20 protein-coding genes and 1 tRNA gene are annotated in these 20733 nt (G+C 49.1%); all 21 read right to left on the bottom strand.

Annotated features, from left to right (window positions below; translation table 11 throughout):
* Positions 1-9 precede the first annotated feature (9 nt).
* Entirely contained in the window at positions 10-315 is a 306-nt protein-coding gene (locus J4G02_09580; GenBank protein ID MCE2394821.1) for a hypothetical protein, read from the bottom strand.
* A 43-nt stretch (positions 316-358) separates the two neighbouring features.
* Positions 359-1813, bottom strand: coding sequence for a lysine--tRNA ligase (lysS, locus tag J4G02_09575; GenBank protein MCE2394820.1), 1455 nt, complete (start codon positions 1811-1813; stop codon positions 359-361).
* Between the two features lie 117 nt (positions 1814-1930).
* Positions 1931-3038, bottom strand: a protein-coding gene (prfB, locus tag J4G02_09570; protein ID MCE2394819.1) for a peptide chain release factor 2 whose coding sequence is annotated in 2 segments (ribosomal slippage) — positions 1931-2968 and positions 2970-3038 — 1107 coding nt in all. Because the reading frame shifts where the segments join, the coding sequence is not laid out codon by codon here.
* A 177-nt stretch (positions 3039-3215) separates the two neighbouring features.
* Positions 3216-4838, bottom strand: coding sequence for an apolipoprotein N-acyltransferase (gene lnt / locus J4G02_09565; protein MCE2394818.1), 1623 nt, complete (start codon positions 4836-4838; stop codon positions 3216-3218).
* A 69-nt stretch (positions 4839-4907) separates the two neighbouring features.
* Positions 4908-7853: a hypothetical protein gene (locus J4G02_09560; GenBank protein MCE2394817.1), complete on the bottom strand. Its 2946-nt coding sequence runs from the start codon at positions 7851-7853 to the stop codon at positions 4908-4910.
* A complete protein-coding gene (locus tag J4G02_09555) occupies positions 7825-8481 on the bottom strand; it encodes a hypothetical protein (protein MCE2394816.1) in 657 nt (218 codons plus the stop codon). Before J4G02_09555 ends, J4G02_09560 begins: the two co-directional genes overlap by 29 nt.
* A 187-nt stretch (positions 8482-8668) precedes the next feature.
* Positions 8669-8869 (bottom strand): hypothetical protein, encoded by a 201-nt coding sequence (locus J4G02_09550; protein MCE2394815.1) that lies wholly within the window; start codon positions 8867-8869, stop codon positions 8669-8671.
* Between the two features lie 253 nt (positions 8870-9122).
* Positions 9123-9545 carry a hypothetical protein gene (locus J4G02_09545; GenBank protein MCE2394814.1) on the bottom strand — a complete coding sequence of 141 codons (423 nt, stop codon included), beginning with the start codon at positions 9543-9545 and terminating at the stop codon, positions 9123-9125.
* Positions 9478-9690, bottom strand: coding sequence for a hypothetical protein (locus tag J4G02_09540; protein ID MCE2394813.1), 213 nt, complete (start codon positions 9688-9690; stop codon positions 9478-9480). Before J4G02_09540 ends, J4G02_09545 begins: the two co-directional genes overlap by 68 nt.
* Positions 9691-9815: 125 nt before the next feature.
* Positions 9816-10988 carry an FAD-binding oxidoreductase gene (locus J4G02_09535; GenBank protein MCE2394812.1) on the bottom strand — a complete coding sequence of 391 codons (1173 nt, stop codon included), beginning with the start codon at positions 10986-10988 and terminating at the stop codon, positions 9816-9818.
* 18 nt (positions 10989-11006) lie between these two features.
* The gene (locus tag J4G02_09530) at positions 11007-11771 is read right to left on the bottom strand and encodes a phytanoyl-CoA dioxygenase family protein (GenBank protein MCE2394811.1); all 765 of its coding nucleotides are present in this window, start codon (positions 11769-11771) and stop codon (positions 11007-11009) included.
* A gap of 199 nt (positions 11772-11970) precedes the next feature.
* Complete coding sequence (locus J4G02_09525; GenBank protein MCE2394810.1) at positions 11971-12966, bottom strand: Gfo/Idh/MocA family oxidoreductase; 996 nt, start codon at positions 12964-12966, stop codon at positions 11971-11973.
* A gap of 299 nt (positions 12967-13265) precedes the next feature.
* Positions 13266-15143, bottom strand: a complete 1878-nt coding sequence (mutL, locus tag J4G02_09520; GenBank protein ID MCE2394809.1) for a DNA mismatch repair endonuclease MutL — start codon at positions 15141-15143, stop codon at positions 13266-13268.
* Between the two features lie 111 nt (positions 15144-15254).
* Positions 15255-15617: a hypothetical protein gene (locus J4G02_09515; GenBank protein MCE2394808.1), complete on the bottom strand. Its 363-nt coding sequence runs from the start codon at positions 15615-15617 to the stop codon at positions 15255-15257.
* The gene (locus tag J4G02_09510) at positions 15583-15816 is read right to left on the bottom strand and encodes a BrnT family toxin (protein MCE2394807.1); all 234 of its coding nucleotides are present in this window, start codon (positions 15814-15816) and stop codon (positions 15583-15585) included. The genes J4G02_09515 and J4G02_09510 overlap by 35 nt, the downstream gene beginning before the upstream one ends.
* 62 nt (positions 15817-15878) lie before the next feature.
* Positions 15879-15972: transfer RNA gene (locus tag J4G02_09505), tRNA-Sec, on the bottom strand.
* A gap of 94 nt (positions 15973-16066) precedes the next feature.
* Entirely contained in the window at positions 16067-17992 is a 1926-nt protein-coding gene (gene selB, locus J4G02_09500; GenBank protein ID MCE2394806.1) for a selenocysteine-specific translation elongation factor, read from the bottom strand.
* Between the two features lie 15 nt (positions 17993-18007).
* Positions 18008-19453, bottom strand: coding sequence for an L-seryl-tRNA(Sec) selenium transferase (gene selA, locus J4G02_09495; GenBank protein ID MCE2394805.1), 1446 nt, complete (start codon positions 19451-19453; stop codon positions 18008-18010).
* 93 nt (positions 19454-19546) lie between these two features.
* Positions 19547-20251: a Gfo/Idh/MocA family oxidoreductase gene (locus J4G02_09490; protein ID MCE2394804.1), complete on the bottom strand. Its 705-nt coding sequence runs from the start codon at positions 20249-20251 to the stop codon at positions 19547-19549.
* A complete protein-coding gene (locus tag J4G02_09485; protein ID MCE2394803.1) occupies positions 20160-20525 on the bottom strand; it encodes a Gfo/Idh/MocA family oxidoreductase in 366 nt (121 codons plus the stop codon). The genes J4G02_09490 and J4G02_09485 overlap by 92 nt, the downstream gene beginning before the upstream one ends.
* A 12-nt stretch (positions 20526-20537) precedes the next feature.
* Positions 20538-20733: D-2-hydroxyacid dehydrogenase (locus tag J4G02_09480; protein ID MCE2394802.1), on the bottom strand; the 196-nt coding region annotated here is incomplete at its 5' end.

The raw sequence follows: 20733 nt of genomic DNA, 5'->3' as shown, positions 1-20733 counted from the left end.
ACGGCGCATCTACCACCTCTCCTTTGGTAAAATTTCCCCTGCTAAGGTAGCCGCTGTTTCTGCCCACTGCAATTCTTCAGGCTGTTGCATCTGCTGTTCACAATAAATGTTTTCAAGTTCCTGCGGATTGATCTGTCCAATGAATTGCTGACAAGCCATCGCAATAAACTCCTCACGGTTATAACGGAGTTGCTCCGCACACTCATCTATTATCTTGAGCAGAGAGGAGTTCAACGAAACGGAAACTTCTATTTTTTTGACGGTTTGTTTGTCTATATCTTCAGTCTCTCTTGCCACGTAAGATGAGAAGTCCAATGTAACTGCGTCATTTCTATCAGAAAATTTTATGCTTTATGTATCAGTCTGATCGTTCCGGCCGCATCTGTGGGAATAGGATCACATCGCGGATTGAGTTTTGATCCATGAGCAACATGGCGAGCCGATCAATGCCGAAGCCAAGCCCACCTGTCGGCGGCATGCCGTACTCTAATGCTCGCAGATAATCCTCATCTATCATTAGGGCATCTTCCTCGTCTTCTGCCTGCTTGGCGCCCTCAATAAATCGTTCACGTTGGTCTATTGGATCGTTTAACTCGCTAAAGGCGTTGCCCATCTCCATGCGGGCGATAAAGAACTCAAACCGTTCAACGAAGTGGTCACTCCCACGCTTCTTTTTTGCGAATGGTGAAATCTCGATGGGATAATCGTAAATAAATGTCGGTTGAACGAGATTTGGTTCGACGTGTGCCTCAAAGAGTTCGGCGATAAGTTTTCCTCTGGGTGCTGCGCCTTCTAAATCAACGCTAGCGTCTAACACCGCATCACGTAGCTGTTCGTCGGTCAATTCATCAACATCAATGTCAGCCTCTTCCTTGATCGACTCAATCATCGTTAATCTGCGCCAAGGTGGATCGAGTGAGATGGATTCGCCTTTATAGGTGATCTGTGTGGTGCCGAGGACCGTTTGTGCGGTGTGTGCAAGTAGGTTTTCGGTCAAACACATCATATCTTCATAGTCCGCGTACGCTTGATACAGCTCAATCATCGTAAATTCGGGACTGTGGTCGTGGTCTATCCCCTCGTTCCGAAAATCCCTCGAAAATTCATAGACGCGATCGAACCCGCCGACGATGAGTCGTTTCAGGTACAACTCATTCGCAATACGGAGGTAGAGCGGCATATCCAGTGCGTTGTGGTGCGTGGTGAACGGACGCGCTGTTGCCCCTCCATAGACCGGTTGAAGAATGGGTGTTTCAACTTCGATAAAACCATCTTGATTGAGATATTCGCGGACGGCTTGGATCATCTGTGTGCGATTGATGAAGACCTGCATGACGTCGGGATTCATCATCAAATCCGCATACCGCTGGCGGTACCGTGTCTCCTTATTCTGTAGACCGTGCCATTTTTCAGGGGGAGGACGAAGGGATTTGGCGAGGAGTTCAACTTCACTCGCCAACACGGTGATTTCGCCGGTTCGGGTGCGGAAAACAGGTCCGCCGACACCAATAACGTCGCCAACATCCAGCTTTCTATAGACTTGATAGGCTTCTTCCCCGACCGCATTTTGGCGGACATAGATCTGGAGACGTCCGCTCCCGTCTTGCAGATGTGCGAATCCGCTCTTGCCGTGGTCGCGCTTGGTCATGATCCGTCCAGCAACGCGAACCGATTTCGTTTCGTCTGGCTGATCTCCAACCTCCGCAAATTGTTCACGGATTTCTTGGGTTGTATGGGTCGGCGAATATTTGTAAGCGTATGGATCTACGCCGAGTTGACGAATTTCTTCCAACTTTTCTCGACGCTGATCCATCAATGTACTTGAGTCTTCCAATTGGATGTTCCTTTACAGAGATTGCTAACAAGCTAGTATAGCATGTATATGGGCTTTCGGCAATAAAAAACTACTGTTGCAGGGGGTGTGTTTCCCTCATTTCTTTTCGGCTTTCGCGTCTTTTAGGTAGCTTTCAATAAACGGATCTAGTTCGCCATCCATAACGGCATCGATGTTTCCAGTTTCAACGCCCGTTCGCAAATCCTTCACGAGACGGTAGGGGTGAAACACGTAGGAGCGGATCTGGCTGCCGAAGTTGATATCGAGCCGGTCGCCTTGCAGCTTTGAGATTTCTTCGTTTCGTTGCGCTTGAAAGTATTCATAGACCCGTGACCGTAAAACCTTCATTGCCATATCACGGTTTTTGTGCTGCGACCTTTCGTTTTGGCATTGTGCGACAATTCCGGTGGGTAGATGGGTCATTCGGACTGCTGAATCGGTGCGGTTGACATGCTGCCCACCGGCGCCGCCAGATCTGTAGGTTTCAACGCGCAGATCTGCCGGATCGATCTCAACATCAATGTTGTCACTAATTTCGGGGGATACGGCGACCGCTGCAAAAGAGGTGTGGCGGCGATTATTAAAATCGAAGGGGGAGAGACGCACGAGACGATGGATGCCCGCTTCCGCGCGAAGATAGCCGTAGGCATATGCGCCGGTGACCAAAATTGTTGCACTCTTGATGCCGGCTTCTTCGCCGGGCAATAGTTCGATGGTTTCGGTCTTGTAGTTATGTGCTTCACACCAGCGGAGATGCATCCGCATCAGCATGGCTGCCCAGTCTTGGGATTCCGTCCCGCCGGCGCCGGGGTGAATGCTCAGGATTGCATTGTTCGGATCGTGCTCGCCACTGAGCATCAGTTGAAATTCAATATCTTCAACCTCTGCTGTAATTCCTTTCAAATCGGCTTGAATTTCCTCTGTTACGGTCTGGTCATCTTCCTCAATAGCAAGTGAAAGCAGCAGTTGCAGGTCTTCAAGCTGGGCGTGGAGTTTTCGATATTTTTCTACATCTTCTCGCAGGTTCGAGACCCGTTGTGTGATTTTTTGGGCGTTTGGGGGATCATTCCAAAATTCGGGTTTTGCCGTTTCTTCTTGAAGGGTATCGAGTTCTTTTTCTTTATTTGTTAAGTCAAAGATGCCCCCTAAGTTCTAGGAGTCGATCGGTCATTTCTTCGACTTCAGATTTTAAGTCTGCGAGCATTGTCCATTTCCTTTCTAGTTTTGAGTGGAGATATATTTATGATGAATTCTATACTTAATCTTATACACTTTCGATGTATAATCAACCCCCTAAATCCCCCTTATCAGGGGGACTTTTAAGACTTCGCTAAGGGGAGCTACTGGCGAGCGTCTACTTATTTCTTAATTCACCATAGTGCTACGTGGTATCGTCCCGCCTGAGCTTGGCGGCGATCCAAGTTCGATGATGATAGAGAATTATGAGTCCGCTCACAAGGAAACACAGAATCGGGAACCAATCGCCGTAGCGCGTATAAACGGTTCCCCCGTGATTGCTTAATGGAATCCTCGCTACTAGGAAGTTTTCTGTATCATTAGCTTGGATCGGCGGCGCGGTTGTCCTGCCGAGCGCATCAATTATACACGATATACCGCCGTTGGCGCAACGGAAAACAGCTACACGGTTCTCGACAGCGCGGAAGGGTGCCATGGCAAGATGCTGTTCTGGGGCTGCTGTTCCGTCGAACCACGCATCGTTGGTAAGGATTCCCATCACGGAAGCCCCTTTCTTAACGAATTTGCGGAACAGATCTGGGAACACGGATTCAAAGCAGATAACAGCTCCCATCTGGCGATTTTCAGAATTGGGGATTGGGAAGAGATCAATTGACTTGCCTGCCTCAAATCCGGTGGGTAGTTGGATAAAGTTGGGGAGGTGACGGGTGATCGGGACGTACTCTCCAAAGGGGACAAGGTGCATCTTGGAGTAGCTACCAAGTTTTTCACCGGTTGGGGATAGCAGATGCACGCTGTTATATATTTTCGGTGCGGCTGTGTAGTCAGCCAGTCCTGTGAGTAGGTATATCTGCTGTTCTTCTAAAATCTGTTTCAATCTTGGGAGGTAGACATTCCCTTCCAAAACGAAGATTTCACCACGCAGGGCGGTTTCGGGTAGGATAATGAGATCGGGTTCTTCGGTGTCTGCTGCTTTTACCAGATTCATATATCTCTCGAAGATTTGGGACCAGTATGCCCGATCCCACTTTTCGATCTGCGGGACGTTTCCCGGTACAAGGGCAATTTTAACATCTGAGGCGGTCTTAATGGGCTTGGATAACACTTGTGCACCGTAGATAAGGCAGGCGATGACAATCACGATGGGAATGAAGCGTGATGCGTGATGCGTGAAACGTAATAAGGACGAGACAAAGGCTTTTCCCTTAGTTGCTGCGACTGAGGTTTTAGAGGTAGTTGATTGGTTTTTTGATATGAAATGGGTGTGGATTATATCTGCGATTGTGGTGTTGAGGAGGACAACGATGAAACTGACACCGTGCACGCCTGTGATTGATGCGATCTGGATTGCTGGCAGGTTGTTCCATTGTGTATAGCCCATGCTGCCCCATGGGAAACCTGTCAGAAACCAGCTGCACACCCATTCTAATCCTATCCAGATTGTAGATACGGTGAAGATAAAGGGCAGACCGGATTTCCACGGCAGTCCATGTAGCAGCACGGAAAAGATACCGAAGTACACTGCGAGATAACCAGCTAGCAGTAGGCAGGCGAATGTGGTGAGGAAGATGTTTGCGAAGGGATAGAGCAGGGCGATCCAGTAGATCAGTCCGAGGAAGAAGATCGCGCCGGTGAGGTAGCCGTGTAGAAAGGCGGATTTCCAAGTGGACGTGGATTGTAGGGCGATCAGTAGGGGGATAAGGCTGATCCACGCAAGCGGGTAGAGGTTGAAACTTGGGAAGCTGAGGATGAGTAGGATGCCGGATATGCCGGCGAGGATCCAGGTTTGATAGCGTTTTATGAGCATGTTAGGCTAGTGGAGTGGCTTTGCTTATTCAGTCTGTCCAGATATTCAGTCGTCTTTTGTAGGGCATCCTCAATCGTCCAGATCTAATAAATCAAATCTGCTCTCACGGAGTAGGTTTTCGTGGGCGCGTTCTGCATTCTGACGCACGCTTTCGTCACTGCTTTTGAAGCCTGCCCTTAGTATGGTTTTTGCTTCCTCCGTCCGAATGTAGATATTGTTATCGCCACTTCTATCGGTCAGCTTGGCGAAGCATTCAAGCACCTTCGCGGTGTGGTTTGGGAGTAGTTCACACAAAGTTTCCACCTGCATAGCGATTGAGACACCTTCTACCTTGCAGACATCCAGAACCTTGGAGTAGGCATCCAACCGCCACTCAGCATCTAGGCACTTGGCTTTCAGCCAGAAGGTGAAGTGTTGAAGTTCCCTTGGTTCACCCACTTCAAGACGCCAATCAAAGAAGGCAATGGTTCTATCTTTCAGGTCCTTATCCAGCTGCTCACTTGTACTCCGCAAGATACGACCAACATAGTTGAACAAATTCGCCCAGCGATCTCGGTTGTTATCAGTCGCTTGGTAATATCGTTCAAGCAGGGAACATTGCTCGTTGTTCTCTACCGATTCTCTGAGTGGATATATCCCCCACAAATAGTAGGTGAACAGGTGACGACCGAGTCCCTCTGCAAGTTTTTCCTCGGGACTATTTTGCTTCAGGTGACGCCCAAAAATATTCGTCTGTTTTTCATCGGAAGTATCTCGTTTTTTTGAGTCAGCTAGATATTGCAGCGCAAAATCGAAGTCGTCTTGAAAGATTTCACAGATGCGCTCGAAAGGGGGATTATAGTGTAAAAAACTGCTAAAAGCTGCTAGCCATGCAGGCAACTTGTCCTGTGGGAAAAGGTCTGATTTATGCTTTATTGCCCATACCTTATTGAGACTAAAAATCGCACGATAGTCTCTACCTAGAATAGCATATTCCGGCAACGTCAAAGGACGCTCAACTTCCGGGACGAAGCGTTTTTCAAGAATCATCGTTACCTCGGAGACTTCGGAATCCGAATCGTGCCGCCGTAACCAGAAACCGAATTGGAGCAGTGCCTCTAGTGCCCGCCCCCGCGTATTGTTGATAGCTTCATCAATTAGGTCGTTTCGGTTCAAAAGGTCTTCCTCCTGCTGATCCAAATGCCGATCGTATTGTGTGCAAAGCATTTTTAGAAGCTTGGCAAGTCGCTCCCGAGCTTCAACCGGTACGTTCACCTCCTTTTCCAGACATGTATTGATAAAGCCTAGGACTATTTCTCGTAAACTATACCATTCACGATTCTCTCGAGATTCGTCGTCAATTCTATATTTGTCTTGATTTGTATGTGAAAGTGTCCACTCACTAGATGTCAAGCACTCGTTCAGGTTGTCAAAGTTCTTTCCCTTCACGCGCAACCGCATTCCCTCAATCATCGCCCGCACGTATATAGGGTGCATCCCTTTGAGATTATCCAGCCAGAACCGGAGTCTACTAGCAGACGGGATAATCGTCTCTTTGAAAAAGGTTTGAAATGTATTGGCGAGACCTTCAATAGCGAAATCTACATGCCCACCTTGTTTCTCCCATTCTTTTATGGCAGCGAGTAATTCCTCATCTGTGAGTTTTTCAAGGTCTTCAAGTGAGAGTGGACTACGATTAGACACAGCTCCGCCCATTGTTTCAACTGGTGGATAATCCTCATCAGAAATTGGATCGGTGGTTTTATCTTCCAACTCTCGAAAGTAGGTTGCATATTCACCAAATAGTAGAGGTTCAAAGGGTTTGGATTGCTTTCCATGGAAAGCGCGTTGAAATTGCTGAAACCTCTCCTCGGTGAATTCCTTACCCAGCCATGCTTGATAATTGGCTTTCGATGGACCGCTCCGGATGGCATCAAAGATTGGCACACGCTCCGCTTCAGTAAGTAATGAGGTGCCAAAGTACTCACAGGCTCTCCGTATCATCCGCTGGAATTCGTAATGATGTTCCCGCCGATCGTAACCTTCATGCCCTAGAATTGATTCCCGAATCCACGATTTGGTTTGTTCGTTTGGGTATTGGGCATATAGGTGCTGGCGCAAGCGTTTGAAAATTTCCCACTGTTGATTCCGCAGAACTTTGTCCAAAGCCACAACCGAATCAGGAGATTTTTTGTAAACCTGCTCACAAGCAAAGGTCAGGGTATACACGAGCGTTTTATCGGGATCTTCGTAGCCGGCATCCAATCCTTGAAGCCGCTCACACCATGCCTCGGAGTTGTCTACCCCTTGATTAAAATCCTGCCGATGCGTTCGTAAACGAATCACATTCGCTGTGGCATCAATAAGGAGGCGGGCAACTTGGTAAGGCTCCTTTTCAGCAAGGGGACGGACTCCTTTGGACATTATCTCACTGTATTCCAAGATGCCAATCCGGGGTGATGGTTCAAGTGATGTCTCGTAGAACGTACCAAAGTTTGTCGGATTCTTTCTTCGACGTTTTTCCTTGGCCTTTGATTGAATGTCGGGTGCAAATTCAATTAGTATTTTTGAAAGTTCCAATGCGGCCGATGTTTGATTCTCCGCGGTCCAGTGGGCTAATAAATCCCCGTATCTATGCGGCAAGAACTGGTGGTCTATATCTATTGATTCAAGTATTTTGGGCTTTAGTTTCACGGACTGTTCACCGTGAAGCTGGAGTGCAATTTCCAAAATCTCATTATAGACGCTTGGATTATCGACTTTGGGGAGATCCAATATCAGATTAATAACTTCATCGGGCACATCACGGGATATATTCTTGAGGTATTGAAGTTGGGGCCATGAAGGAAATTGAATATAATCATCATCAAAGTATCTAATATTTGGAGGTGACTGAAAATAGCCTCGTTCAACAAGCGGTTGTATCCACAGTGGGTTTTTCAATCGAGAGAAAAAATATCGACGGCCGGTTCCCTTTTTGACGAGTTTCAGGGTCTCATCTATCATTTCATTCGTTGGTTTCTTCCAAGATTTCATGGAGACTCCTTATCCGCTCAAGTTCACTGCTTGCAGCGTTGTACAGCAAATCATCAAGTGTCTGAAAATGCCTTTCCACTTCAGTTGACGCATCCATTTCAAACGCGCTATCGCGTAGATGGGCATGTCCCATAAACCATTCTCTTGTGTTCAGCCATTCCGTCAAAAGATTCCGGGGGATTTCCTCTGCGTAGGCATAATCCAAAAAGTTACTAAAGAAAAGGATTGCTGCCTCTGAGGGTCGGAGACGCCCTGCTCTGTGTTCATCAATCAGGCCTTGTATTTGTTCACAAACTTCATAAGGGATTAAATGACCGTTTTCAGGGTTATCTATTTTATCAACTCCTGCTGTTCCCCACTCATCTTCCCAATGGTTCTGTAGCTCATCCAAGCGATTCGCGTATTGAACCTGTTCGCGTTCGATCCCCAACCGAGCAAGACCATTCATCAAATCTCTGCCTGCGTGGGAAACAAATGTAATGTAGCCCGGGGATTTTTTGTCTAGGAGATTTAATGCGCCTTTGTATGCCTCTGCATACACCGGCAGCTCCAGTTCGTCGTTGAGCCAGTTAAAGACTGTCTGCTGCTCCGCCGAAAGCGTTACGCCTTCGTTACTTGTACGATTCAAATTTGAAACTTTCTAGTGAGTTGACAATCTATTTTCCATAAGATTTATGTTAAGAAATCATGCAACAAAAACTTGGTACGAGTCAGTTCATCCAACTCATACTAGCAAGCACGGGCGGGGAAGTTCCGCCCTCCGATAAGTCGGGCTGCAAGCACCTGCGAATTATTTTCGTGCTTTACATTTTCTTTTAGAGTTCCTTAAGCGTACCCTTTTTTGTCGCTTCAAAGGCATCGGCGATCAGGAAATCCAATTTTCCACTTTCTGAATCCGCTTCAATCTGCCGATCCCACTTTTCCCAGTCTAATTCATTAAACCAATGCCTCAATTGAAGGTAATCGGCTTCAGGAAGAGACAGAATCGCTTGCTGAATTTTTGTAATACTTGACATTTCTCTTTTTCCTTTTCATAGACGACATTAATTGAGGGGTGTGCATGACTGTTGTCTTAATCACGGATTAAACAGATGATTCAGATGACACGGACCCTCATGTGAACAAATCGTGTAAAGAAACCAAGTTTTCAAGAAAAAACTCAGTTTCTCTGAGCTGGTCTGGCCTTTCTTTTGATATGAGCGAACCCATTATCTACTTATGTACACTTCTCAATTAAGTTTTCAAAGATGCTGTAAATCATCCAAATCCTTATACCTTCCACTCACTCGCTTGCTTGTTTTGTTTCAAGTGTTCCCGGTTGATAATATGAACCTCGACATCGTCTATAACATCAACAATTCGCTCTGAATAGCAGCGATCAAAACTGACACCTGATATTGTTGTCAGAAGCTCGATCCGCATCGGAGGAACACCGATTCGGATAACTTGGTTCCCTGTCAAAAAGAGATTGGCTGATAACTGAGGCGTATTAAATCCAAATTCTTTCAAGGCATCCACCAATTTTTCGGCATTATTTTGATGGATTGCCACCCATAAGTCCATATCGCCGGTTGCACGGGAGTAGCCATGATAACCAACGGCGTATCCACCGATAAGCAGATATTTAACTTGATGTGAGTTGAGTAACCTCAAGCACTCTTTGAAGTCGGATGGTAGTCGGATCGTAGCCATAGTTAATCTGCCGCATTAATTCAACGGCTTCCAGGCGTTCCTGTGGCGTTTTAGCGTACCAATATTCTTTGTCGTCTGATTCTTCAGAAAGTGATATGACCGATAGGGCACCCTTATCTATTTTGAAAGTATCTATTGTATTCATTCGCTTCTCCCTCGTTTTCTAACACTTCAAGTTTAGCCAAAGTGGATATTTGCTGAAAAACATAATACGCATATCGCCCCGCCCCGATAGATCGGGAGGCAAAACTGGATCGGAAGAGATGGTCGTTAGGCACGGTTGCCGCCGTAGGTGGAGGATAGGTGTGTTTGCTCTGTGAAACGCCCCCCTCGCAATGGCGTGATGTCCACCGTGCTGGCGGCACCGTCTGCGATGAGTTCCGCCATACATAGCCCAATGGCTGGCGAGATCTTGAAGGAGTGCCCACTGCCGCCTACGGCAAGGTAGAAACCCTCGACATCGGGGCTTTTGTCCAAGATCATGTTCCAGTCAGGAGTAACGGTGTAGAGACCGCTCCATCCTTTGACAAACATTGTCCCTTCCATTGCCGGCAACCGGTGGCTCAGGCGGCGGGAAACATCCTCAACGAAATCGCGGGAAACGTCGCGTGAGTATTGGTCGGGGTCCGTCAGTTCGTTCTCTTTGGGGTGGCCGACACCGATGAGGAGCATCCCACGCCGTTCAGGACGCCAGTAGGTCCGGTCTACCATGTTGGAAACCGAATGGCGCATGGGCGGTATATCCGCGGGTATTCGAGCGACGACTTCTGATTCGCGTGTAACTTCGAGAGGGAGGTCTAACCCTACCCACTGTCCCACCGCTTTTGCCCAAGGTCCGGCAGCATTGACGACAACGGGTGTGCTAATCTCACCCTGATCTGTGACTACGGTGGAAACGCGACCATTACTCAGTTTGATGTCACGGGCTGGGGTCTGGAGATAGACGTGCGCGCCATTGCTTTTGGCTTTGGCAGCGAAGGCACTCACCATGCCGTGGGGATCTACATAGCCAGAATCAGGCTCGTGAGCTACGCAGCCGATGCCTTCCATATTTAAGCCCGGTAGTGCTTCGGCGGCGTCTTCCAATGAGACCTCCCATGTCCGCACGCCCAGCCGCTTCAGTTGTGCCATGTTGTCATGGAAAATATCGGCAGCCTCCGGTGGGACCAAGAAATACCAACCAACGTTGTGAAGGACTTCCGTTCCATCAAACATTTCGGGAAAGTGCTGGAAGATTTCGAGGCTCTTCTTGACAAGACGGATGCTGACTTCGTTGGAGTAGTGCTGACGCATAATTGCCGCCGAATCGCCTGTAGAGCCGGCACAGAGTAGCCCTTTTTCTAGGAGTACCACGTTTCGCACGCCTTTAGCGGTTAGATGATATAGAAGGCTTGTGCCGATTGCACCTCCTCCGATGATGACTACATCGGCTGTTTTAACCATTGATATTTCTCCTTTTTCTTATGCATCCGGAGTTGGGTTGATGCCGTGCACCATCAGCCCGTGCCCGGGGGAGATGTGCACGTCTTTGAGGCGTTGATCGGTGGCAGAGCAGTATTGGAATAGGACGATGCGTCGTGGATGATCGGTGCGATTTGGATATGAACCGTGTGGGGTCAGATAGCTAAAGAGCAGCACATCGCCCGCACTCCCTTCGCACGGTGTTGCGTTTTCGATGGGGTATTTCTGTGGTGAGAGGTAAAGTCCATCGGGTTCGTGCGGCAAGACTCCCTGTTTATGGACGCCCGGCATGACACACAGGCAGCCACTTTCGACTGTTGCGTCTTCAAGATAGACTACCGCTGCGATCATCGAGTCGTTTTCGTATGGAAAGTAGTGATAGTCTTGGTGCATCGGAAAAGGGGATCCTTTTTCAGGTGGCTTGACGTGCAGTTTCGTGTGGTGCAGCTGCACATTGGGTCCAATCAAATCGGCGACAATCTGACCTAACTTCGGATTGACTAGCATTCTGGTGAAAACTGCGGAATGGTATTGCATGTTGTGGATACTGAGCACCGACGTCTTACCAAGTTCATCTTTCGGAATCTGGGCTTCTCGCCATTTGCCGCCCCATGTGGCTTCAAGTCGGCGTCCGCCCTGCTGGACACGGTCAAACATCGCATCGGTTTCGCGAACGCATTCGTCAATCTCTTCGGGAGTGAAGACTCCTTCGGCGAGTAGGTAGCCATTATCTTTATAAAATTGAAGTTGTTCAGGTGTTAGCATGGGCTCACTCCGTGTTGGTTCATCGGTTCATTAGTTTATTAGTTCATTAGTTACGGATGTTGGGGTTCACTCTCGTTATTTGTAAGAACGTTGTGTTGACAAGTGACACCTCTACTATGCTTGATAGAGAGGCATTTTCAACCGTTCAACCCAACCTACAATACTCGCTGTATTGAGTTCAATTGTATTGAGTTGCGTTTCAGATCTGCTCCGACTCGATCATCAGCTCTAGCGGCGACTCCTGCGTTTCGAGGGGCAGGTAGATAGCGCGGCGTAGGCGCGACGAGTCCATAATCGCCATGAGAACTTCCAGCGTTGCTCTGCCGCTTTCGCCACGTGATCGGTGGGGTGGTCCCCCTTCCAGCCACCCAATCAGTTCCTCCACCTCCGCCTGCTTGGGGTTGACCTTCTCAAGGGAAACGTCAAGTTCACCATTTTTGGTGATGACTTGCAGCTGCCGACCTTCGGGAGCATTGACACTGATGATTCCGGCGGTGCCACAGAGTTGGAATGCATAGCTGCTTGGCGCGAGTTCACCCTGTGCGAGTATTGCATATACACCGTTTTCAAACTGCCACTGCCCGATGGCGTTATGTTCAACGCGATGTCCAAAGTTAACCTTATCCGATGGGCGATCGATTTGTCCCATGACCCATCCGATCGGAGAATCGTCGGCAAAGTAGCGGATGAGGTCAACGACATGGGTGCCGTTATTGAGTAGATCGCTGCTGCAGTGCCCGAAGATTGACCGCAATTCACCGATAGCGTTGTCTTTGACAAATTCTATTGCGTTCACCGCTTGCGGGTCGAAGCGGTGTTGATGTCCTATGACCAGCTTTGTTCCAGTCGTTTCGCATGCTTCCAACATCTGATCCGCTTCGCGCAGATTAAGCGCCATCGGCTTTTCGCATAATATCGCTTGTACCCCGCTTTCAGCGGCGACAACCGTCATTTCGCAATGAAATGGGTGCCATGTGCAGATGCTGATAATATCCAACTCTTTATTTGCGAGCATCTCGCGATAATTTTCGTAGAGACCGGCGATACCGTAGGTTTCATCGAATTTGAGTCGACGTTCCGGATCTGGTTCTGCGACTGCAACAAGTTCGGTGGACTCGATCGCTGTGTAGGCGTTGGCATGTCTTTCCGCAATTCTGCCACAGCCGATAATACCAACTCTATAGTGTTTTGCCATCGAATTCTGCCTCCACGCAAGTTGCTAGGCAACCTGTAGGTCAAGTCTTCATACCTAAACCTATCAGGTATAACCAAATTTACGACGCACTATCGCCCCTCCGGGGCTTTGTATGTCGGGCAAGTTGTACATTCCGAACTTATTGAGGCGCGTGAAGCAAGGAGCCTCGACAGGTCAGCAGATGCTCAATCCACGGGTATAAGGGACAATTTCATTACGCCACACATGCTACCAACTTAGGTAAACATTGGCAAATCTTTGGGGGTGTTGAATATCATCATTCTTACCACAACTCAGAATCATCGTCGCTTAAACCGGCTCTCCAGTTCATTTCGATGCATCTCCACAATGATGGGGCGTGCGTGTGGACAGTTGAACGGCAACTTCGCTTGAGAGAGATCTTTGATTAGGTTGACCATCTCCTCCATCGTCAGCGTATCACCGGCCTTCACAGCGGACTTGCAGGCGAGCATGATGAGCGCCTTGTCTTGTACTTCGAGATGTTCTATGGTTGGTGTTGTGGCATTACCGATCCCATCTAGTAGATCTGTGACTGTTGCGTTGACAAGTCCTGTGGGTAGTGTCGCAGGGATAGATCTGACAAGGATTGTTCTTCCACCGAACCGCTCCACATCGAAACCGAGTTTTTCAAATAGTTCGTTGTGGGCATCAAGTGCTGTTAGCTGCTGGGGCGTCGCTTCGATGGTGACAGGTAGCAACAACCCTTGTACAGGAATGCTGTCTGTCTTGAGTTGTTCGACATAACGTTCGTACAACACGCGCTCGGCTGCAACGTGTTGATCAATCAGGAACACCCGATCTCCACCTTCTGCAACGATATAGGTATTAAACAGATTGGTTTTTAGCTGGACACCTTCAAAGTCGAGAAGTTGAAGTTCTGTTCCGTCGGGAATTGGGTGTTGTGGTCGTTGCACCGATTCAACTTGTAGGGGTTCTTGTTGCGGATCTAGTTCTTCAGGACGTAGCGGTGTGGTGGTAGTGGCGGGTGTTGGCGTTGGCTGTATAGATTCGCGGGATCCCGAAGGGAAGATGGAGGTGCGTGTGACAGGAGTATCCACGTCGATTCGCGGTCGTTCGGGCGGGCGGGCCGTGGGGATAGCTCTGCCTTCAGGCGTAGAATCCTGCGCTGACTCGATTTTGCTATCTTCGGTCTCTATTTTGGGGATATATTTGTTTTTATAGATGCCGCTATGCAGCAGACGCACTACCCCGCTGTAAAGGCTGCGCTCATTCTGGAATCGCACCTCGATCTTCGCCGGGTGGACATTGACATCAACATGCTGTCCACTCATTGTGAGGAACAGAAACGCAACGACATACCGATCTTTCGGCACCATGGATCGCATTGCCTCGTTGAGGGCTGCGCCAAGTACTTTGCTCCGGATAGGGCGTCGATTCAAGAAAAAGAGTTGATAGTTGCGGTTTGCCTTTGTGAAATCGGGTTTTCCGATAAAACAGCGCAGATGGAGGTTCGGTAGATCCGCATCGAACTCGATCAGGTTTTCTGCGAACTCTTTCCCGTATAGCAGGCGTATCCGCTCAAGATAGGATTCACACGCTCGGACATCGATTAGAGAGCGGTTATTGTGAGAGAGGGAACACTGGGTTTGCGGGTTTGCAAGTGCCGCCCACATCACCTGATTTGTGATGTGATTCAACTCTGTCGCATCAGTTTTGAGGAATTTCAGCCGTGCCGGCACATTATAAAAGAGGTTGTTAACCGTGATGTGTGTCCCCGGCGAACAGCCGCTTGCTTGGACGGGGCGAACCACGCCGCCTTCGACGGTGATCTTTGTGCCTTCGACCGCGTCGGGGGTTCGCGTCAGCAATTCAAACTGCGATACTGATGCGATGCTTGGGAGTGCTTCTCCACGAAATCCAAAAGTCTGAATCGTCTCTAAATCCTCAACGATGCTGATTTTACTGGTTGCGTGGCGTTCTATCGCGATGAGTGCGTCCTCACGACTCATGCCTGCACCATTATCTGAGACTGAGATGAGTCGCTTGCCGCCCGCGCGTATTTCAATATTGATGTTTGTGCTCTCCGCGTCAATTGCATTTTCTACCAATTCCTTCACCACGGATGCTGGGCGTTCAACGACCTCGCCGGCAGCGATTTTGTTGGAGATGTCGGGGGGTAAGATCCTGATTGGCATGGTTAACTCCTGATGCGTGAAGCGTGAAGCGTAGACAGTATATTAACCCGTATTACACGTGTGGTCCGCTTGGGATTATGTGTGGGTTTGATAGTTTTTCAGCAATCAATATCAATCTTCTTGTGATTCGATATAAACGCGCAATACCGCGTTCATTTTTGCTAGGTAGCGGTCATCTGCTTTCTCAAACCACTCCAAAACTTTCCTATCCACAGGAATCAAGGCGTACTTTTCACCATTTGCTAACAACTCACCAACGGTCTGCTCATCCTCCCACAGCATCTCTCCATTGGCATAAATAGCCCGTTTGAAACAGTTCAATTCCGTCTCGGTTAGCGGTTGAGCATCTGAGTCAGACTGAGCCGTTTTGTATAAGTCTTCGTCCGTCATAGCGTCAACCCGTTCCCAATCGGTCTCATCAACCTGCCCTTTGATTTCGTCAAGGGTATATGAGGAGATATTTTCGTCTTTCATCTTTCGTTGCCTTTCTCGCTGAAATGATTCGGCTGTTCCGGTTACGCAGGGTATAAACTACCTGTAAAATTCTATATTCTATTCGTCCAATCGCAATCCGTCGTTCCTCGCCATAGTCTTTTCGATTATCTTCCCATTGTAGCACTCGACCATTAAAAATCGTTGCAGCTCTCCGAAAGCTGATGCCATGCTTTTCAATATTTTGTTGATTTTTTCGTTCGTCTCATTCAAAGGTGATTGGCATAATGAGATGAAGCAGTGTGGCGGGAGAGGGTGGGAGTCGAACCCACCTACCCACTTGCATGGGCAAGCTGGTTTTGAAGACCAGTAGAGCCACCGGACCCTATCCCCTCCCATATAGAAATTTAGGCAAAATTTGTTTGATTCACCTGAATTTTCCCATTTTTCCTGTGAAATTGTAGGTTTTCCCGATTGAAGGAAGATGCTTACTACGCCCGACGTTGAGATCTCCGTAGCCGTCGGTGGTTCCCTTCACGGATCGTCAATCCTTGCCCGTCGCAGTATTCGAGAAACGGTACAGCGTATTTCCTGCTGGTCTGTGCAAGTTCTCGGAATTCGGCAACGGTTATTATATCATTTTTCTGGAGGTAATCGGTAAGCGAATTCACAATTTCTTCAAAAATTTGGGTATGAATAAATAGGTCATCTGCAATTCTAATGAATCGTCCGAGGTTCATCAGCGCGTAAAAGGTCTGCTGCACTGACTGCGGCGGATATTTGGACAACTGGGCGGTCAATTCAGTCATGGCTGGGGTGTTGATACCAGCGTCAAGGAATATCCCTTCAACCTTTTCCTTGATATCTTCTTCTTCGGCTGAGAATTGGATTTGGTGCGATGATAGGCGCAGCAGATTCCCATCGGTGACAATCTCTTGCTGGCGAATTAGTTGATCGACAATTTTCTCAAAGCCGATTTCGTCGAGTTTGAGTTGGAGACGGAGTTGCGAGGTGTTTTGACCGGGGGCGAGCGGTTGATCTTCATGGAAATTTGCTAGCGCGTTAATCAGACTGGCTTGTGCTTGTTCTGTCCGATCCATCGCAGAAACGAGCGGCGTGGCTCCCGCCCAACGCACAATTTCTTGATGATCCTCAAGGCCTTTTAGTAACCCTCTGAAATCTGCATCGGTATAAGGTAGGTAGTAGCGGAGAAATTCCTCTGGCACGCAGAGTTCACGGTTTTGTGCCAATACCAGTCTCACAACTTCGGCATCATCTGCGTCTTCCCACACGGTTAGGGTTTCCAGTGTCTCTTCCGTGAATCGTTTGTGGCGTGGGGCGAATGGGTTAATCACCCGTCCGCCACCGACCGTATGTTGGGCTGAGAAGTCGCGCACGATAAACCGATCCCCTTTGAAGGTCAAAATCGGTTTCTCAAGGCGCAACTGGAGCTGCGTCGAATCTCCCGGCAAGACTGCTTCGTCCATCAGTAGGATTGCGCGGCAAAATGTCTCGTTTGTTCCGAGATAAAACCGTAGGCGCGTCCAGTGTTCAAGCATTCTTGGGAAGGATGACAGGAGGTCAAGTGACACGTCGATATTATCTGTCACTTCCGCAAATCCGCTTGGACAGAGTACATTTCCACGTTCGATTTGGTCTTTGGTGATGCCTGACAGATTCAATGCTGTCCGTTGTCCTGATTGTGCGTTTTCAGCTTGTTCGTTGTGAACTTGGACACCGCGGACACGTACCTCTTGTCCTTGGGGTAGCATAACTAGCCGTTGCTCGCGTTGGATTGCGCCGCCCATCAGCGTTCCTGTCACTACCCCGCCGAACCCTGTCATCGAAAAGACGCGGTCCACATATAGGCGTGGGATTCCATTATGCCGCTCTGCTTGCGCTTCCGTATTAATAACACAAGCCACGATTGTACTCTTGAGTTTATCTAAGCCTTCGCCTGTTATCGCTGAGACATGGACGGTGGGTGAGCCTTCGAGGGTTGTTCCGACCAACATCTCTTGGGACATTTCGGCGGATTCCGCCAACTGGTCGGGCGTCACCAGATCCACCTTCGTCATCACTAGGATGCCGGTCGAAATGCCGAGTAGATCGAGGATCTCCAGATGTTCCAGCGTCTGCTCTTGCACACCTTCTTTTGCGTCAACGACAAGCAGCACCATGTCCATCCCGTACGCGCCTGAGAGCATGTTTCGGATAAACCGCTCGTGACCGGGCACATCAACGATACCGGCACGTGAACCGTCCGGCAGATCGAAGTAGGCAAATCCCAATTCAATTGACAGACCGCGTTCCTTCTCCTCTTTGAGCCGATCGGTTTCGATGCCGGTGAGGGCGTGTATCAGCGCAGATTTTCCGTGATCAACGTGTCCGGCGGTGCCGATGATGACATGTCGCATAATACCTTGTCCCCTCTAAGTCGAAAGGTTCAATTCTGCTTGAAGTTGTTCCATCACACCCTTTGCTGCATTGCCAATCCACGTCAACTCCCTGTCAAACACCGTCCGAACATCGAACCGGAGCCGCTCATCCTGTACGCGACCGATCACAGGGCTCGGTTGTGACCGGAAGTGTGTGGCGAGGGTTTCGGCGGAGATTTGCGGTGCGTGTAGGCTGACAGCTAGACTCGGTAATGTATCGACGGGGAGCGAACCGCTACCAATCTGTGCGGTGCTGTGTTCAACCGTAACTTGGATTGCGTCACCGAAGATTTGCCGGAGATGATTGGCAAGTTTTTCAGCGACCTCACGGAGCTCGGCTATTGGTCGCGTGTAACGCTGAAGCATTGGTAGTTTTTCGGTCAATTCCTTTTCGTTAAGGTAGAGCCGTAGGGTAGCTTCGAGTGCAGCGATGGTGAGTTTTCCGACGCGCAACGCTCGCATCAATGGATTTTTGCGAATTTGCTCGATTGCGTCCAACCGACCCACAATAATCCCCGCCTGCGATCCTCCGAGCAGCTTGTCGCCACTGAATGTGACGACATCGACGCCGGCGTCTATCCGCTCGCGTACCACCGGCTCATAGGGCAAACCGTAACGGGTCAGATCAATCAACGAACCGCTTCCGAGGTCCTCCATCGTTGGTACGCTGTGCTGACGTCCAAGTTCGGTGATTTCTTCCATTGTGGGGGTTGAAGCGAATCCGACGACCTTGTAGTTGCTTGGATGTACCTTTAGCATCAATGCCGTGTTTTCGTTGATTGCGTTCTCGTAGTCTCGAAGATGTGTTCGGTTTGTTGTCCCTACCTCGCGCAAGATGGCTCCGCTTGCTTCCATCACATCAGGGATGCGGAACGCCCCGCCGATCTCAATGAGTTCGCCGCGAGACACGATGACCTCTTTGTCGCGTGCTAAGGTATTCAACGCAAGTAACACGGCTGCAGCGTTGTTGTTCACTATAGTTGAGGCTTCGCATCCCGTCAATCGCTTCAACAGGGGTTCAGTGATTCGATCTCGATGCCCACGCTCTCCAGTATCCAAATCATACTCCAGATTCACATAGTTAGCAGCGGCTTGCGCGAGGCTTTCAGCTGCCGAAGCACTGAGCAGCGATCTGCCGAGGTTGGTGTGTGTAATCGTGCCGGTGGCGTTGACAATCGGACGGAGTGCAGGGGTGGTTAGGGATTCGAGTTCCACGCGGACGAGTGCTGCATACGCCGATTCATCGGGAGGTTCTACAATCTCTGCATTAAGAATTTGCCCCCGAATTTCCGCAGTGACGGTGCGTAAGGCTTCCGTTATGAGATCCCGCGAATAGCCTTCCTGCATTGTGAGAAACGGTTCACGAGAGAGCAGTTGTTCGATGGCGGGGATACGGCGTAGAGCCTCACCCTGTAGTGGGGTTATTTTTTTTCCCTGCATGGTTTTTTCTAATCTATGTTAAATCTACCGCAAAGACGAAATTAGTACATTAGTTCATTGGTTCATTAGTTCACTGAATCGTGGAGCATGAATTCAGCTATCGAACCAGTTGATAACCTTTACTGGCTTCCCTGTTTCCGCGGACTCTACACCTGCGGCTAAGGCTGAAACGGTTTTTGCGCCTTCTCGCACATCAATCAGTGGTTGCTTCCCGTTAATCACGCAGTCAACGAAATGGGAAACTGCTTCCTGAATTGCATTTCCATCCGCTGCGACAATTTCTTCTGTGCGACCATCGGGATGGTGGATACGGTTTTTCCAGATTGTGCCTTCTGTGCCGTAGATAGAGAGGAAGCCTTCGCCCATCCCGCGACCTTTGCAGCCGCTGGTAACGAGCACTTTGCCGACGCAACCGTTTTCAAACTGAAAGGTGAAGATGTAGCAGTCATCGAGCGGAAAATCTTGGGCGGCGTACCCATTGGAATAGGCGTGGACCTCTGTAACGTCGGCACCGACTGTCCACCGGAGTAGATCGAAGGGGTGGCAGCCGCCCCCGATCAGAATGTTCTGTGCGGTGCTTGGATGAGACCGCCAAGTTACCGGATTGTAGAGGGATCGCATGTCGTGGATGTAGCTGCCTTCGACGAAAAAAGCGCGTCCGATCCCTTCAGTGTCGTAGATCCCCTTAATCTGCTTGTAGATAGGTTCAAATCGCATGAATTGACTCGCCATGAACGTGAGTCCGGTTTCGTCCACCGTTTGCACCAATTTTCGGCAGCTTTCTATATCGACCCCCATCGTGCTTTCCTGCTCGAAGCGCCGCGATAGCGTGTTCGGCGTGAAAGAGATCTGGGGTACAAACCAAGATGATCTGGATGTCTGCATCGTCCAATAGTTGTTGATAGTCGGTCGTGGCATACTTCATTTGACCTTGACGACACAGATCTTGCGCTATTTGTTCCTCATCGTCGGCAACGCCGATTAATTCGGCGTCAGGGCAGGCGGTAAACGCTTTGATATAGCCAGATACATGGACATCGCTGCCCATCAGTCCGACGCCTAGTTTGTTCATCTATATGTCCTTCTAGAAACCGGCACTTTTGTCGACTTGGTTACGCAACGGTAGTTCACCACGCACGAAGCGCCCGATGTTTTCACCGAAGATTTCGAGGACATATTGTCCCTCAAACTGCGTACCACCGGAAACGTGCGGCGCGATTAATACATTTTCCATTTCCCACAGTTCACTGTCTTCGGGCAGCGGTTCAGTTGCAAAGACA

It is taken from the genome of Candidatus Poribacteria bacterium (genome assembly GCA_021295755.1).
Lineage (GTDB): Bacteria > Poribacteria > WGA-4E > WGA-4E > PCPOR2b > PCPOR2b.
Note: the sequence above shows the minus strand (reverse complement) of the source record. Positions and strands in the feature narration are given on the sequence as shown.